Consider the following 16,152-nt stretch of genomic DNA (forward strand, 5'->3'; position numbering starts at 1 on the left):
AGTTTAGATTCTAGAGACTTTACAACATATGTGAATGATAAATATCACAAAAAACCTAAAACTTTTACAAAATTATCCGATTAAAGAATTTTGGCAAACTATTCATACTAGTTAATTTTCCTGACACAAGTAATCTCATTTATTGAAAAGCTCATATTTAAGACAGCAGCATCAGATATGAGCCTCACTCTGTGGCAGTTTTCTTTCACGTTATTGCAAATTTCGCTGATTTTAATCTCATGTTTGACGAAAATATCGTGCTACTTACGAATTGTTTAAAAGTTAACCTAAATGTTCTTTTTCAAATTTTAGTTTTTTTGCAGTTTATAAATATCGATAAATAGGGGGTATCGCAGATGTGTCTACATGATGTTCAATCACTCGCAAGCTCTCACTTCATTCCGATTGTTGAATACAGTAAAAAGATGAATAAAAGGTTTGGTTTGTGTCAGTCGGTAAGCTTGAGGTGGTTTGAGTATAAGTACGTTCATGTGATTTCTTGCCTCTTAGCTGGTGTGCTATCGATAACCAACTGGAAAGCTGAGCGCGAATCTCATACAATTGCGCCATTTGCTCACGCCTGACGACAAGACCGATGTAATAGCCTGAATTCAAATACACAGTTTATACCTCGCATATTGTGCCTAAAGCTTGTTTTTAAACAGCGAGTTGGGCGTGTCGTGCATACCAGTTTCAATGTCATTGCAACCTTAATGCAGTGATCAATAAAGAAGATTACAACCATGTCTAATTCTCCATTTACACAAGAAGTGTCTAAACGTAGAACCTTCGCCATTATTTCTCACCCGGATGCGGGTAAGACCACCATTACCGAAAAAGTTCTTTTATTCGGACGCGCGATTCAATCTGCAGGTACGGTAAAAGGGCGTGGCTCTAACCAACACGCTAAATCCGACTGGATGGAAATGGAAAAAGAGCGTGGTATCTCCGTAACCACCTCTGTGATGCAGTTTCCGTACAACGAGTCTTTGGTTAACCTTTTGGATACTCCAGGACACGAAGATTTCTCGGAAGATACATACCGTACTTTGACCGCAGTTGATTCCTGTTTGATGGTGATTGATGCGGCAAAAGGTGTCGAGGATCGTACTCGTAAACTTATGGAAGTAACGCGTCTGCGTGACACGCCTATCGTGACTTTCATGAACAAGCTCGACCGTGATATCCGTGATCCAATGGAATTGCTGGACGAAGTTGAAAGCGAGTTAAATATGGCTTGCGCTCCAGTTTCTTGGCCTATTGGCTGTGGTAAAGAATTCAAAGGTGTTTACCACATTCATCGTGACGAGACGATTCTGTACTCGACTGGTCAAGGTCATACGATTCAAGACACAAACATAGTCAAAGGTTTGAATAACCCTGAACTTGACGAAGCCATTGGTGAAGAACTTGCTGAGCAATTGCGTGAAGAACTTGAATTGGTGATAGGCGCTTCCCATGAATTTGATCGTGAGTTGTTCTTAAGTGGTGAACTTACTCCTGTTTTCTTCGGTACCGCATTGGGTAACTTCGGTGTCGACCACATGTTGGATGGTTTGACCGAGTGGGCACCAGAGCCCCTATCTCGCCAAGCGAACGAGCGAGAAGTTGAAGCTAAAGAAGAAAAGTTCTCAGGCTTTGTTTTTAAAATTCAGGCAAATATGGACCCGAAACACCGCGACCGTATTGCATTCATGCGAATTGTGTCGGGAACGTACACGCAAGGCATGAAGATGAATCACGTTCGTCTTGGTAAGCAAGTCAGCATTTCTGATGCTGTTACCTTTATGGCGGGCGACCGATCTCGTGCAGAAAACGCGTACGCTGGCGACATCATTGGGTTGCACAACCATGGTACGATTCAAATTGGTGATACCTTTACACAAGGTGAAAACCTGAAGTTCTCTGGTATACCAAACTTTGCGCCAGAGTTGTTCCGTCGTATTCGATTGAAAGATCCATTGAAGCAGAAGCAGCTTCTGAAAGGGCTAGTCCAGTTATCAGAAGAAGGCGCTGTACAGGTGTTCCGTCCACTGCAAAATAACGATCTGATCGTAGGTGCTGTTGGTGTTCTTCAGTTTGATGTTGTTGTGGCTCGTTTGAAGTCGGAATACAACGTTGAAGCAATCTATGAAGGCGTTAACGTGGCAACTGCTCGTTGGGTAGAATGTGACGACGAGAAAAAACTGGATGAATTCCAGCGCAAGAACCAAACGAACCTAGCGCTAGATGGTGGTGATAACCTAAGTTACATCGCGCCAACCATGGTTAACTTAAATCTTGCGCAAGAACGTTTCCCTGAAATTAACTTCCGCGCCACTCGCGAGCACTAATCGTTCAGATAAGCAGTTCTCAGAAACCCATTAAAAACGTCGCCTGTTTGGCGACGTTTTTATTTGAGAAACACACAAATGGGATAATTAATCCAAGAAGACGATTTTCATCAAGATTTTCAATCAGGCTCCATCACTGCTATTAAGCTAATGACCTTGGTAGTATTTCTCCAGCGCGTCTCTGGTCATCTCTAATGACACCTTGGCGTCTTTTCCTCGACGGAACATCAAGGCGAGATAAAGCAAATCAATGAGGTATAACTGGCAAGCTCGCCCTTCCAGAAAATCGCCATAAAGAGGGACTTGCCTTGGGTTGTGATTGTGCCAAGTGAGCAGTGTATGATCTGCGCTTTGCCCCACTTTAGAGTCTTTCAAGCTGGTGATGGCAATGGTATTTGCCCCATTGATTTTAGCCTGAGTTAATGCCTTTGCGACGGTGTCAGTTTCGCCTGTATGGGAAATGCCGATCATCACGGCATCCGATGGCAAAGTAGAGGCAACAATGGTTTGGGTATATCCATCGCAATAGCTGGTGGCATCAATCCCTATTTTTAGCAGTAAATGCACAGCTTCATCACAAATCTCAGCCGCTCCACCAACACCGACGAGTACCACTTTACTGGCATTGTGAATGGCATCAACAGCTTGTTCTAGATTGCCGTAGTCGAGGTTTTTTTGGGTCATCCCTAAACCATTAATCAATGCGTTCATCAGCTTTTGGCTTAACACCACTAATGAGTCTTTTTCTGATAGCTCGCTAGGAATGTTGGGAATGGTATTTTCTTCCGCAATACTGCTTGCTGCCGCCATGGAAAGTTTTAGATCAGAATACCCTGCGTAGCCTATAGAACGAGTGAATCGACTGATGGTTGCTTCGCTAATTTCTAGCTTGTCTGCGAACTCGGTGATCGAATAATTCAGCCGCTTTCCTAAGTGGCTCAAAATGAAATCTGCGACCAATCTTTCTGATTTACGCAGTTTCTCGTAATTTGAGTGGATTCTTTCTACCAGCTCTGTGCCTGCCTGTTTGTCCATTTTATATCATCTCATTCCGTCATTGGGCGAAGGGCTCTCGATCTTTCGAATAATCGTTAACTTTGAAAGGTCAATCACTCCCATAAACACAAAAAATAAAAATGTAAGTAATTTTTAACATCAATAATCCTATGTAACTTCTAGTAAGTCAATTTTCAATATCACAGCATTAGAAAGTTAATTAGTAAAATAATTTTCACAAAGTGTGACCTTTCTCTAATCTGTCTATTTAAGTTTATTGTTATCAATTATTTATGCGCTTGATTCTGTGTGTCTGCCGGATGTCCTGATTCTATTTAATACAAGTAAATTGCTTGTATTTCATACGTTTTGATTGGTTTTAAGGTTTATTATTGATATGTGTAAAATTATTTACATTTAAAATTGTACGATTTATAGTCAATTCCATATCGAGAAAACGACACGGAAAATAAGTTTAGGTAACGAAATGGACGCGAAGAAAATACAGGTAGATACGCAGGTCTCCAGTGAGACGTTGAAAAAAATTTTCACAAGCTGCTACAAAACGCGGTTATTTGAAACTGAGGGGGTCAAGCTGTACCGCCAAGGTCATGTTAGAGGGTATTTTCACCCATACCTTGGGCAAGAAGGTATTGCGGCTGGTGCGTGTGCTGCAGCGATCCCAAATAAAGATTACATATCTTCCACCCATAGAGGGCATGGTCACTGCATCTCATGGGGAGCCGATGTTAAGCGTATGCTCGCTGAACTTTTGCAAAAGAAAGAAGGATACTGCAAAGGGTTCGGTGGCTCGATGCACATTGCGGATATTCAATCCAACAATCTAGGAGCCAATGGGATCGTAGGGGCAGGTACCCCGATCGGAGTTGGCAGTGCGTTAGCTAATCAAGTGAAGGGTAGCGATGCGGTCACTATTATTTTTACGTCCGACGGTGGCGTAAATAACGGGACGTTTTTGGAAGCATTAAACCTTGCCGCCATTTGGAACCTCAATATCGTTCTGATTATTGAGAACAACCAATACGCAGTGTCAACGCCAATTGAAGATTCCACACGACAAACGGATCTGTATCGCCGAGGTGAAAGCATTGGTGTTCCTAGCTATGCAGTGGACGGTAATGATCCTCTGGCTGTCTACACATTGGTCTCGGAGGCATGCGAAATATGTCGCTCCGGAAAAGGACCTGTGTTGATAGAAGCTAAAACTTATCGCCACTCTGGTCACCATGTAAATGACCCTGGTAACTATATGCCTGAAAGCAAACTTCAATATTACAAAGACAAAGACCCCGTGACTTCTGCTCGCAACAACTTAAAAGATTTAGGGGGGTACTCAGAAGAACAAGTTGCCTCCTTGGAAGCTGAGATTGAATCGGAATTGGAAGAAGCGTTGTCATTTGCTTTAGCGGGAACGCAAGTCTCGGTGGATGAGTTTGAACAGACCATAGCCGGTTATTAAAGGAACGGACAAACCGATTTATAGGATTAAAACATCAAAGGAGAGATGGTTTTGGCTAGCAGAGTAATTATGTACCGAGACGCGCTGCGCGAAGCTCTCGAAGAAGAAATGGAAAGAAACAGCGACGTGTTCATTATTGGTGAAGGCATCGCAGAACGAGGCGGTTCCTACAAAGTAACAGAGGGGCTACTTGATAAATATGGAGAGTTAAGAGTTCGCGATACCCCTATATCAGAAGCCAGCATGATAGGAGTGGGGGTGGGCGCCGCTATTTCAGGCGCAAGACCCATCGTGGAAATTCTTTACGTCGATTTTGCCATGTTGGGTATGGATCAAATTGTAAATCAGGCGGCTAAATTCCGTTTGATGACGGGGGGGGCTGGTCATGTTCCCTTTGTGCTACGAACCCAAGGTGGAGCAGGCGGTGGGGTTGCGGCACAGCATTCACAAAGCTTAGAGGCGCTGTTTTACCACATTCCTGGGTTAAGAGTTGTCATGCCTTCAACGCCTTATGATGCAAAAGGTCTATTAAAACACGCCTTAAGACAAGCTAACCCCGTCATGTTTATTGAGCACAAACATTTATACATGGCCAAAGGCGAAGTGCCTGAAGGTGAGTACGAAATTGAGTTTGGTAGAGCTGATGTGAAGCGAGCGGGATCGGATGTCACCTTGATTGCTTGGTCGAATATGCTGCCTCGCTCTTTAGAAGTGGCAGAAGAAATGTCGAAAGAGGGCATTTCTGTCGAAGTTATTGATCCAAGGACATTAGTGCCTCTCGATGAAGAAACCATCATCAATTCAGTGAAGAAAACGAACAGAGTCATCATTGTGCAAGAGGCTGTGCGCCGAGGCGGTGTGGCGTCAGATATATGCTCCATCATCCAAGATAATGTCTTTTATCACCTTGATGCGCCCATTGAAATTGTGGCTGGGCTTAATACGCCAATTCCATTCAACCTTGAGTTGGAAAAAGCCTCCATTCCGCAAAAAGAGCAGATTCGAGACGCCATTTTGAAGGTGGTGAACAGCACGGTTCAAAGTGAAGCGGGATAGAAAGAGCGTTTAGCCCTATGTAGAGCGCTCAAATTTACAACACGAAGAGCGATTAGCTTAACAAAACGCAAAACGATCAGTTTAACGCTATGCAGAACGACAAATAGCAAAGCAAACGAGTGAACAGGGAAGTGAAATTATGGCGACTCCGGTATTGATGCCACAGGTTGGTCAGGATCTGGAAGAAGGCACGTTAACAGAGTGGATGGTAGAAGTCGGCGATACGGTCAAAAAAGGCGATATTGTTGCTGTTGTCGAATCTGAAAAGGCTTCGTTTGAAGTCGAAACCTATCAGGAAGGCGTTGTGCTGGAATTGCTTTATGAAGAAGGTGATACCACCACAGTGTTGGAGCCCATTATGTTTATTGGGGCACCTGATGAAGCGAACAATAACGAGAAAGCACAAGCGGAAACCACGCCTGTCGCCGCAGTGACTTCTTCGACAGAAAACGATACAAAAGCCGAGCAAACCTCACACCTAAATACAGTGATATCGGCTAACCATGGGCAATTGGGAGCGTCACCTTTGGCGCGAAGGATGGCTGCGAATCGAAATATTGATTTAGCCTCTGTCAGCGGCAGTGGACCTGGAGGGGCTGTGCTGGAAAGGGACTTGGCTGATGCAGAGCCGAGCTCTGGTAATGATTATGGCGACCAGCCTTACTCGAAAGTCCGTCAAGTTATTGCTGACAGGCTGACGGAATCGAAGCAAACCAAACCCCATTTCTATTTGCGCACCGAAGTAGATGTAACGGATTTACTGGCGAAACGAAAAGCGTACAACCAGTCTAATGATGACAACCTTTCGATTAACGATCTGGTGATTTTCGCGGTCTCTCGTCAATTAAAACACCATGGCAAACTCAATTCACATGTGTTTGCCGACCGTTGCACGCTTTTGGAGGATATCCATATTGGAGTGGCGGTATCGGTTGACGATGGTTTGTTGGTTCCGGTTATCGATCATGCCGACCGTAAATCCTTGAAAGAAATCAATCAGGCATCTCGCACTCTGGCAGAAGGTGCGCGTAATGGGATGAATAAATCCAAATCCCGTGGCTCATTCACCATTTCGAATATGGGGAAATGGGGCGTTGAACTTCTCCCCATCATCAATCCACCGGAAGCGGCCATTCTCGGGGTGGGCACCATCAATAAACGTGCTTGCTGCATTAATAATGAATTGGGATGGCGTGACTTTATGGTATTGACGCTATCGGCGGATCACCGAGCAGTCGATGGCGTTTACGGCGCCGAGTTCATGATGAAGCTGAAGGAAAGTATTACCGCTTTGGATCTATAAAATTTATGAACGTATGAATTACGCCGAAGCGCGGAAGTGATTCGGCATCAAGATAGACACTCTCTGAGGAGAATTAATTATGCCTTTAATCTCAATGAAGCCAATGTTGCAAGATGCGAAGCGAGACGGTTATGGCGTCGCAGCCTTCAACATTATTGATTACAACAGCGCACGCTCTGTGATCAGCGCGGCTCAGGATCTGAACTCGCCAGTCATTGTCCAGCTTTCCGTTAAAACCATCCGTTTATGGGGATACGACGCCATTGCCTCGTGGGTAAAAAGTCTAGCACAAAACGTGGATGTGCCAGTGGCGTTGCACTTGGATCACTGTGCTGATTTAGACGTGATTCAGCGCTGTATTGATGCCGGTTGGACGTCGGTTATGTTTGATGGCTCTGATATGCCTTTTGAAGAAAACTTATCCATGACGTTGAAAGCTTACGCGTTGGCGACTCAGGCCAACGTAGCACTAGAAGCGGAGTTAGGCGCTATTGGTGGCGTGGAAGACGACAAAGTCGTTTCCCTAGAAAGCGCGATGCTGGCGGATTTTCAGGAGTGTTTGCAATTCTGCACCGAAATGCCTGAATTAGCGGCGTTTGCACCAGCGATAGGCACGGCCCATGGACAGTATAAAGGTGAGCCCGTCATTGCTTACGATCTTCTCGAGAAGATCACAGAAAACATCGATACCCCAATTGCATTACATGGCGGCACAGGGTTAGCCGATGCACAGTTTGAACGCTGTATTCGATCTGGCTGCGCCAAAGTCAATATTTCTACCATGCACAAGCATCAGTTCATCGAAGGTTTTGTCACTTTTGCGTTGCAAAAGCCAGGAGTCAAAGAGCCAATTCCTTACATCGAGTCACAGTTCTTAATGCTGAAAGATGGGGTGGAGTCGATGATTTCAAAATTTGGTTCTCAGCAAAGGGCAGGTTCATGGACGCACTGATTTTTGATTGCGACGGGGTTTTAGTCGATACCGAATGCGATGGGCACCGAGTGGCGTTTAATCAGGCATTCCAAGAGAAAGGTTTACTGGATTACTGGTCGAAAAGCCAATACGAAGATCTGCTCGGTGTTGCAGGTGGTAAAGAGCGCATGTCGCATTACTTCAATGCCGTCGGTTGGCCGGAAGTCTCCATTAGCCGAGATGAATTCATAAAGAACTTACATCAGTTAAAAACCGCGATCTTTATGGCGCTGATTGAATCAGGAGAACTTGCGCCTAGACCCGGGGTTAAGACGTTGATAACAGAAGCGTATGAGCGAGGTATACCGTTAGCTGTGTGTTCCACATCGAATGAGAAAGCCGTCAAAACGGTAGTGAAAAACTGCGTTGGAGAAGAGATCGCCAAAAGCATACGAGTTTTCGCTGGAGATGTGGTTTCCGCTAAAAAACCCGACCCTGCCGTTTATAAGCTTGCCGCTGAAAAAATGCAGCTTTCTCCTAAGCGATGTTTGGTGGTCGAAGACAGCAATATCGGTATGCGAGCAGCGTTAGGCGCTGGGATGAATTGCTTAGTGACAAAATCCTACTACACCGAAAATGAAGATTTTAATGGTGCAAACCGAGTCGTTAGCGACCTATCCGAGGTGGATTTAAATCTTTGTTATCAGCTAGTCGGTGATGAATGAAAAGAGATCGCTAGGTAGATAACGAATCTGATTGCGACTTGTTTGTACACCCAACGAGGGCACAAACAAGTCACATGGGTTTGTCCGAGTATGTGCAGGATCGGAATCAACACTATAGGACGTAGTGGTACTTGAATAAGGTACTTTAATTAAGGAATTGAACATGAAAAAGCGCATCAACAAAGGTGTCAGCGAATCTGACACTCCAAAAACAGAACCAGTCACACATGAATCCTTTACACACGAATCCATTACACATGGAGCCAGTGATGATCTCTCTCCGATAGGGCTGTCTCGCCGAAGAATGATGCAACTGAGCATGGGAACGGCAGTGGCTGTCGCGACCATGGGACCAGCAACATTCAGACCTGCCATGGCTGCGTCGGGCAAGAAATTAAAATTTGCGGCTGCACTAGGCTGGACAGCCTTTGATTCAGGCGCAGCATTACACCAAGGATATAAAGATGCCGTTGAACAACTTGGTGGAGAACTCACGATTACCGATGCAGGGTTCGATCCGAAGAAGCAGACTGAGAACATCGACGCCTTTATTACCAGTAAACCTGATGCATTGTTTATCACTCCAGCTGATGCGGCGGCGATAGCTCCAGCGGTTCAACGTGCACTCGATGCAGGAATCCCAGTTTTTGCAGGGGATAGCCAAGTGCCAGGGGTTGCTGTTCACAGTACCGCTATGTCGAGTAACTACTCCATGGGTTGGTTTACTGCGGAATGGCTTGCAGAGCAGTTGGGTGGTAAGGGCAAAATTGCCATTGTGACGTTACCGCAAAATGAAAGTTGGGATCAGCGCACATTGGGTATGGAGTGGGCATTGCGCCAGTACCCCGGAATTGAAGTGGTCGCCAAATGGGCGTTTAACTTTAACGCCAGTACGACACCTCGCCAAGCCGTCGATAACATGCTGACAGCACGAGACGATCTGGATGCCATCTGGTGCGCTTGGGACGGTGCGGCGATCGAAGGTGCCCTTGCTGTTCGAGCGGCAGGGCGTAAAAACATCTTCCTTACCGGTATTGATGGCGGTCCTCAATCCTTCGGATACATCAGTGGTGGCTCTGCTTTCAAGATGAGCTGTGCTCAAAGCTTCTATGAAATGGCCTTTTCTAATGTGTTTTATGCTCACGAATACGCTGCGGGTAGAAACATACCTCGTCTAGTGATCACACCTTGCTACAAAGCGACGGAAGATACTTTGCAAGGGCTAGGAGAAAAAGCTGCCGACTATGACAGACCGGGTCGAGCAAAAGAGTTGGGCTGGGTACGAGTCGTTTAACTGGAGAGTAATATGAACAGCAACGTTATTTCGATGTCAGGGATAGACAAGAAATTCGGTTCTGTCACCGCCCTTGATAATGTGGATTTTGAACTCAGGAAGGGTGAAATCCACGCACTCCTTGGAATGAATGGGGCGGGGAAGTCCACGCTAATCAAGATCTTGTCTGGTATTTACCAGAAAGACTCAGGGCAGATTGAAATTGACGGGCAAGAAGCGGATCTTGGCACCCCGAGTGCATCGTTGCAGCAGGGCATAGTTTCTGTGCAGCAGCACCCCGAAATGATCGATGATTTTACAGGGTATGAAAACATCTTTTTGGGAAGGGAAAACAACAGCTTTGGTCTTTTCTCTTTTTTCAATAGTAGCGTTCTAAAGCGCAGAGCCGATGCATTGCTGGAAAAACTACCCATTCCGGTCAATCTGGATAAAACCATTGCTGAAATGAATCCGGTGGAAAAGGAAGCCACCGCGATTTTGCATTCAATGGTTAATGACAAAATCACCGCTCTTATTTTAGATGAACCGACCTCGACTTTGACAGAAAAAGAAAAGCAGCACTTGTTTGAGTTGATGTCGATCCTTAAATCCAGCGGTGTATCCATTATTTACATTACTCACCGCCTTGAAGAGGTGGAACAGATAGCGGATCGCTTCACTGTGTTTAGAAATGGCAAAAATGTAGGTTGCCATGATGTGACGCGAGAAGCGTTGTCTCCAGCAGCCATTGCCGAGCTAATTCTAGGGAAATCGGTCGCAAATTTGTTTCCACCAAAGTTGGAACGGGCTTGCGACGATGAAGTGTATTTAAAGGTGGATAACCTCTCTTTTGACTCATTTCAGAATGTCTCCTTTGATGTCAGGAAAGGTGAGATTTTAGGCATTTTTGGCTTGGTTGGTTCAGGCATTGACCATTTGTCTAAAGTGATATTCGGAGCAAGAGTCAAAGGTGGCGGCAGTATTCATGTTCGCGGTAAAGAGGTGACGTTCGAAACCACTCAAGACGCATTGAATCATAAGTTGTTTTTGCTTCCCGGTAACCGTTTGAAAGAAGGGTTAGTACTGGAAGAAAACGTGGTATTCAACATTTCACTGGCCAACCTTGATCGTGCCTCTTCGGGTATGGGCGTGCTCAATTCAGAACAAACTCATGAAGATAGCCTTGATTTGGTTAACCTAACTGAGCTTCATCCTGCGGAATTGGACGAAGCCGCTAGTAACTTTAGCGGCGGAAACCAGCAGAAAATTGTGATGTGTAAAGGCTTGTATGCTGAGGCCGAAATTTATGTGTTTGTCGAACCCACGATTGGTGTCGACATCGGTGCTAGAGCGACTATCTACCGTCTACTGAGAAAGCTTTCACAAACAGCCGCGGTTGTCGTGATGTCTTCGGATTGTGATGAAGTACATGGCGTGTCGGATCGTATGTTCGCTTTATACAAAGGCGAGCAGGTATCGGAACCCGTGAGTGATATCAGTAGAGATGAGTTGTTGATTGCTGGCATATCAGGGGAGTACCGAGTATGACCAATACTAATGCTAAGAAAGCCGCTTTTATTCGAGTTGGGCTGTATCTGATTATCGTCGCTTCCATCACATTGACGTTTTATCTGCTTGAACCTAGGTATGTCACTACTTCTAACATTACCGCTGTTTTACGCCATTTAGCGGCAACAGGCTTGGCTGCATTAGGGCTAACGTTTGTAGTGGTTTTGAAGAAGTTTGATCTCTCATTCCCTGGCGTCATCTCTTTCGTGGCGATGACAATAGGGTTTGGTATCGCAGCGGGTATTGACTTGTATTTGGCGATCTTAATCGGGCTCGTCGTTAGTGTCGCATTTGGGCTGATAAACGGTTATGCGGTCAGCTACCTCAAGTTACCCGATATCGTGACCACCATAGCGGTTGGGTCGATAGCCGGAGGCGCAGCTTTCTTATTCAGTGGTGGACCTTCTTTATTCCGCAACTTCTTTACATCGGGTTTACTCGACATCAACGACGGGCGCTGGTTCGGAGTGAACTATTCCACTTATTTGCTGGTGGCGGTGTATGCGCTGTCTTGGTTCTATCTGCACCGTTCTCGCTTCGGTAACAGCTTGTACGCTGTCGGATATAATGAAAAATCGGCATTTTACTCTGGAGTAAACGTACGTAAATACGTCTGCATTGCTTACGTGATCTGCTCCACTCTGATGCTGTTTTCTGCCTTGTTGGTGATCGCTGAAACCGGCAAATCAGAACCCATAGCGGGTAATGGATTTTTAATGCCTGCTTTTGCCTCTGTATTTATTGGTATTGCGTTTTTTGGTAAAGCCTCAGTACTTGCCACTCTTGCTGGGACGGTATTGATTTCCATGGTTTTGAACGGGTTTACTCTGATCAATATTCCTTACTACTGGAGCGATGGCGCCACCAGTATGCTGATGTTAGTAGGCAGTATTCTATTTAGCCCCGACACCCGAGAAAGAGTGACAGGGTGGGTCAAGGCGCGAGTCCGTCTTGTTTCCCACGCTTAGATTTCGCAGAAATGAGGTTTTTGACCATGAGTAACAGTAACAGAGTAACCACTTGGCTGATGAAATATGGTGTGCTGGTGGGGCTGTTTATCCTTTTATTTGGGTTTGCCTTTGTCAGGCCGAATATCCTTTTGCCACTGAACATCACCACCATTTTCGCAGCAGCCAGTATTTCATTCATTATGTTTGCGGGGGTGACATGGATTTTCTCCATTGGGGAAGTCGACGTTAGTTTCACCAACATTGCTGCGCTTTCCAATGTCGTAACGGCTTGGTCGGTTCAACAAGGTATGGGGTGGGGTACGGCCATTCTAGCGGGGCTAATGGTTGGTGTGGTGTTTGGTATTTTAAACGGCGTATTGGTTGGGTATTTGCGCTTGTCGTCATTGGTGACCACGATAGCGACGGGTGGGCTGACTCTCTCTATTGCGAAAGCCATTGGCGCAGGCGCATCTTTTAGGATTGACGATACAGGCTTCATGGGCGATTTGGTGAATGCGTCGTTTGGCATTTTCCCTGTCACCATGCTTTTGGCACTGCTTATCGCGTTTGTCTTATGGGTGTGTCAGGAAAAATTGCTTCTGGGACACTATATTTATGCACAGGAGTCCAATTATAAAGCCGTACACGAAGCGGGTATTCCGGTTAAAAAGCTGAATGTTTATCTCTTTCTTTTTGCTGGCGTCATGGCGGCGTTGTCGGGGTGTTTTATCGCGGCGAGCTTGTCTTCAGGGCAGCCTGGCATCGGTAATTCCTACTTCATTGACGGGTTGACCGCCATATTTCTGGGCAGCTTAGCGTTCAGGCAAGGGAAAGCCAATGTCTTAGGCACTCTGATTGGAGTCTTGATCCTCACGGTATTAACCAATGGAGCGGGTTTGTCTGGTTGGGCAAATTATGAAAGGGATATGGTGAAAGGGGGGCTGTTACTGCTTGGGGTGTTTGTGCTGATCCGCGGAGGACGCATTCACGCGCTAAAGCCTAAAGAGAAACAGCCTTACGAAGCCGATAAATCGGTGCTTTCGTCAAAATAAAACCAAGGTCAACAGACACTAGGGATGGTGAAAAATGCAAAATACGAGTCGATTCGACGGTCGAACGGCCATCATTACCGGAGCCGGGAATGGTATTGGTCGAGCGTGCGCACTCAAGCTGGCGAAGGATGGCGTAAAGATCCTGATATGTGACATTAACAACAAAGGGCTCGAAGAAACTCAGGCGCTTATTGAAGCCGAAGGTGGATGCTGCCACTTACAGGCATTCGATATCTGCAATGAAGATCAGGTGTCGGAATCGATTGGACGCTGGGTGTCGGAATTCACAGTGGACACGCTAATTAACTGCGCAGGGATAGTGCAGGAAAGCAGTTTTGTTGATATCTCGCTTTCCGAATGGGAGAAAGTATTTTCCGTTAACTTAACAGGGGTATTCCTGGTCACACGTGCTGTTATCCCGTCCATGTTGGAAAACAACTACGGAAAAATCGTCAACATCTCTTCTCAGTCTGGCATCTTCGGCAGACCTAGGCGCGTGGCGTACAGTGCGTCTAAGTTCGGTTTGAATGGATTAACACAGGCGTTGGCGCTGGAATTGGCTCCGCACAATATCAACGTAAATGCCATCTGCCCCAGTCGAATCGAATCGAAAATGACCGAGGAAATACTCGAGTCTCGGGTTGAAAGCACCGGTGAAGATTACGCCTCGGTTCGTGCAAAGTACGAGAAAAGCGTACCCATTGGACGGTTAGGAACTCCAGAGGATGTCGCCTCTTTAACGGCTTATCTTATCAGTGACGAGTCGTCCTACATTACAGGGCAGTTCATTTCATCGTCGGGTGGTCGCTAAGTGATCTTTAACCAAGAGATAGGTATAAGCTAAGGACAGGTTTTAACAAGAAATAGGCAGACGTTATCTTTTTGAAGGAATAAATGGATATGAGCGCAGACAACAATGCAGAACCTTTGGTTATGGGGATTGATGCTGGGACGGGTGGTTTAAGAATTGGCGTATTCAATGCTAAAGGTGAATGCCGATACTTGCGAAATCAAGATTACGCCACTTGCTTCCCCAAGCCAGGGTGGGCAGAGCAGAGCCCAGAAGATTGGTGGAGTGCGTTAGTAAACTCTGTTCAAACACTGTTTTCGGAATCTGACATTAAACCCGAGCAAATCCGTGCTATTGCTGTGGATGGAACCGCGAGTACCGTGGTATGCGTGGACGATAATGGTGAATCCATAGGACCTGCTATTTTATGGATGGATGCCCGCGCCAGCGATCAGGCTGAGAATATTTTTCGCACTGGACATCCCATTTTAGAGCGATCAAGTGCCGGGGTCAGTTCTGAGATGATGTTGCCCAAGTTATTGTGGCTGAAAGAGAATGACCCAGAGCGTTTCGAGCAGTCCCGCTATTTTATGGAAGAAGTGGATTATTTGACGATGAAACTCAGTGGTGTTCCTGCATTGAGTATCAATCACATTACGCATCGATGGTTTTACAACCCGCGTACAGGAGGTTGGCCGCATGACTTTTATCAACATATTGGGCTCGGCAACATTGTTGAAAAATTTCCAGAACGCGTGCTGCCAATGGGAGAGTCGGTCGGTAAAATTTCGAACGATGTCGCGGAGTTAACAGGGTTATCGCCCGATACCTTGATAGCCATGGGCGGCTGTGACGCTTACGTAGGAATGTTAGGGCTCAATGCCGTAAGAAAGAATCAAGCCGCGTTGATCACAGGATCTTCCCATGTATTTTTGCCTGTATCAGACAGCACGGCACCGATTAAAGGGGTGTTTGGTCCTCATCCAGATTGTGTGATCCCCGGTTTAACGGTGTATGAAGGGGGGCAGGTCTCTAGCGGCTCTATCATAAAATGGTACAACGACAACTTCATTCATGAAGCGATGTTCGACAACCCCGGGTTACTGGAAAAAAACACAGATAAGTTGGAGAAACTAACTCAAGAAGCCAAACAGATCTCGATTGGGTCTGAAGGGTTAATTGTATTGGATTACTGGCAGGGAAACCGAACGCCGCATACCGACTATAAAGTTCAAGGTGCCATTTGGGGGCTGACGTTGAAACACAGTAAGGCCCATGTGTATCGAGCGATTTGTGAATCTATTGCCTACGCGACAGAAAGCATGCTGACTCGGCTTCGGAAAAACGGTGTCCACATCAATGCCATGTATTTTGGGGGGGGATTCTCTAAAAGCGAATTCAGTTTGCAGCTTCATGCCGATGTTAGCAACGTCGATATTTATGTTCCTGAGTTTACGGAAGCAACCGTGCTTGGGTGTGCCATCTGCGCGGCTAAAACTGCTGGGTTTTACGGCGATTTGGTCACCGCTTCCGACAATATGGTCACCATCACCAAGGTCATTAAGCCCAACCCGAAATCTCACCAAGATTATCAGTTCTATTTTTATTTGTACGAAAAAACGTACGACGCGATGATGCCTCTCATGCACGAGATGGCGGAGCGACCGGATTCTGAAAGTACGTAGAACCCGAACGATACCCAATTGAAACAG

14 protein-coding genes are annotated in these 16,152 nt (G+C 45.9%); 12 read left to right on the forward strand and 2 right to left on the reverse strand.

Features of this window, described 5'->3' with window-relative positions:
* Window positions 1–396: 396 nt before the first annotated feature.
* Entirely contained in the window at window positions 397–621 is a 225-nt protein-coding gene (locus LDO37_RS03885) for a hypothetical protein (protein WP_126608357.1), read from the reverse strand.
* 122 nt (window positions 622–743) lie between these two features.
* Here LDO37_RS03885 and prfC point away from each other — a divergent pair, with 122 nt between their 5' ends.
* Entirely contained in the window at window positions 744–2,333 is a 1,590-nt protein-coding gene (gene prfC, locus LDO37_RS03890; RefSeq protein WP_126608356.1) for a peptide chain release factor 3, read from the forward strand.
* Between the two features lie 147 nt (window positions 2,334–2,480).
* Here the strand turns inward: prfC and LDO37_RS03895 are convergent, their stop codons facing one another.
* Window positions 2,481–3,368 carry a MurR/RpiR family transcriptional regulator gene (locus LDO37_RS03895; protein ID WP_126608355.1) on the reverse strand — a complete coding sequence of 296 codons (888 nt, stop codon included), beginning with the start codon at window positions 3,366–3,368 and terminating at the stop codon, window positions 2,481–2,483.
* A gap of 448 nt (window positions 3,369–3,816) precedes the next feature.
* On the opposite strand from LDO37_RS03895, the gene LDO37_RS03900 reads away from it, so the two are divergent.
* The 11 genes from LDO37_RS03900 (at window position 3,817) to LDO37_RS03955 (ending at window position 16,125) form a co-directional block, all read left to right on the forward strand.
* Window positions 3,817–4,809 (forward strand): thiamine pyrophosphate-dependent dehydrogenase E1 component subunit alpha, encoded by a 993-nt coding sequence (locus LDO37_RS03900; RefSeq protein WP_126609205.1) that lies wholly within the window; start codon window positions 3,817–3,819, stop codon window positions 4,807–4,809.
* Between the two features lie 45 nt (window positions 4,810–4,854).
* A complete protein-coding gene (locus LDO37_RS03905; RefSeq protein ID WP_126609206.1) occupies window positions 4,855–5,865 on the forward strand; it encodes an alpha-ketoacid dehydrogenase subunit beta in 1,011 nt (336 codons plus the stop codon).
* A 139-nt stretch (window positions 5,866–6,004) separates the two neighbouring features.
* Window positions 6,005–7,168 carry a dihydrolipoamide acetyltransferase family protein gene (locus LDO37_RS03910; RefSeq protein ID WP_126609207.1) on the forward strand — a complete coding sequence of 388 codons (1,164 nt, stop codon included), beginning with the start codon at window positions 6,005–6,007 and terminating at the stop codon, window positions 7,166–7,168.
* Window positions 7,169–7,247: 79 nt separating this feature from the next.
* Window positions 7,248–8,120, forward strand: coding sequence for a class II fructose-bisphosphate aldolase (locus LDO37_RS03915; protein WP_126609208.1), 873 nt, complete (start codon window positions 7,248–7,250; stop codon window positions 8,118–8,120).
* Window positions 8,108–8,806 (forward strand): HAD-IA family hydrolase, encoded by a 699-nt coding sequence (locus LDO37_RS03920; RefSeq protein ID WP_126609209.1) that lies wholly within the window; start codon window positions 8,108–8,110, stop codon window positions 8,804–8,806. The genes LDO37_RS03915 and LDO37_RS03920 overlap by 13 nt, the downstream gene beginning before the upstream one ends.
* A gap of 163 nt (window positions 8,807–8,969) precedes the next feature.
* A complete protein-coding gene (locus tag LDO37_RS03925) occupies window positions 8,970–10,100 on the forward strand; it encodes a sugar ABC transporter substrate-binding protein (protein WP_126609210.1) in 1,131 nt (376 codons plus the stop codon).
* A 12-nt stretch (window positions 10,101–10,112) separates the two neighbouring features.
* Window positions 10,113–11,627, forward strand: a complete 1,515-nt coding sequence (locus LDO37_RS03930; protein WP_126609211.1) for a sugar ABC transporter ATP-binding protein — start codon at window positions 10,113–10,115, stop codon at window positions 11,625–11,627.
* Window positions 11,624–12,616, forward strand: a complete 993-nt coding sequence (locus LDO37_RS03940) for an ABC transporter permease (protein WP_126609212.1) — start codon at window positions 11,624–11,626, stop codon at window positions 12,614–12,616. Before LDO37_RS03930 ends, LDO37_RS03940 begins: the two co-directional genes overlap by 4 nt.
* Before the next feature lie 26 nt (window positions 12,617–12,642).
* Window positions 12,643–13,650 carry an ABC transporter permease gene (locus LDO37_RS03945; RefSeq protein WP_185829905.1) on the forward strand — a complete coding sequence of 336 codons (1,008 nt, stop codon included), beginning with the start codon at window positions 12,643–12,645 and terminating at the stop codon, window positions 13,648–13,650.
* Between the two features lie 34 nt (window positions 13,651–13,684).
* Window positions 13,685–14,461, forward strand: coding sequence for an SDR family NAD(P)-dependent oxidoreductase (locus LDO37_RS03950; RefSeq protein WP_126609214.1), 777 nt, complete (start codon window positions 13,685–13,687; stop codon window positions 14,459–14,461).
* An 89-nt stretch (window positions 14,462–14,550) separates the two neighbouring features.
* Complete coding sequence (locus LDO37_RS03955; RefSeq protein WP_185829906.1) at window positions 14,551–16,125, forward strand: FGGY-family carbohydrate kinase; 1,575 nt, start codon at window positions 14,551–14,553, stop codon at window positions 16,123–16,125.
* Window positions 16,126–16,152 lie beyond the last annotated feature (27 nt).

The sequence above is a fragment of the Vibrio penaeicida genome (assembly GCF_019977755.1).
Lineage (GTDB): Bacteria > Pseudomonadota > Gammaproteobacteria > Enterobacterales > Vibrionaceae > Vibrio > Vibrio penaeicida.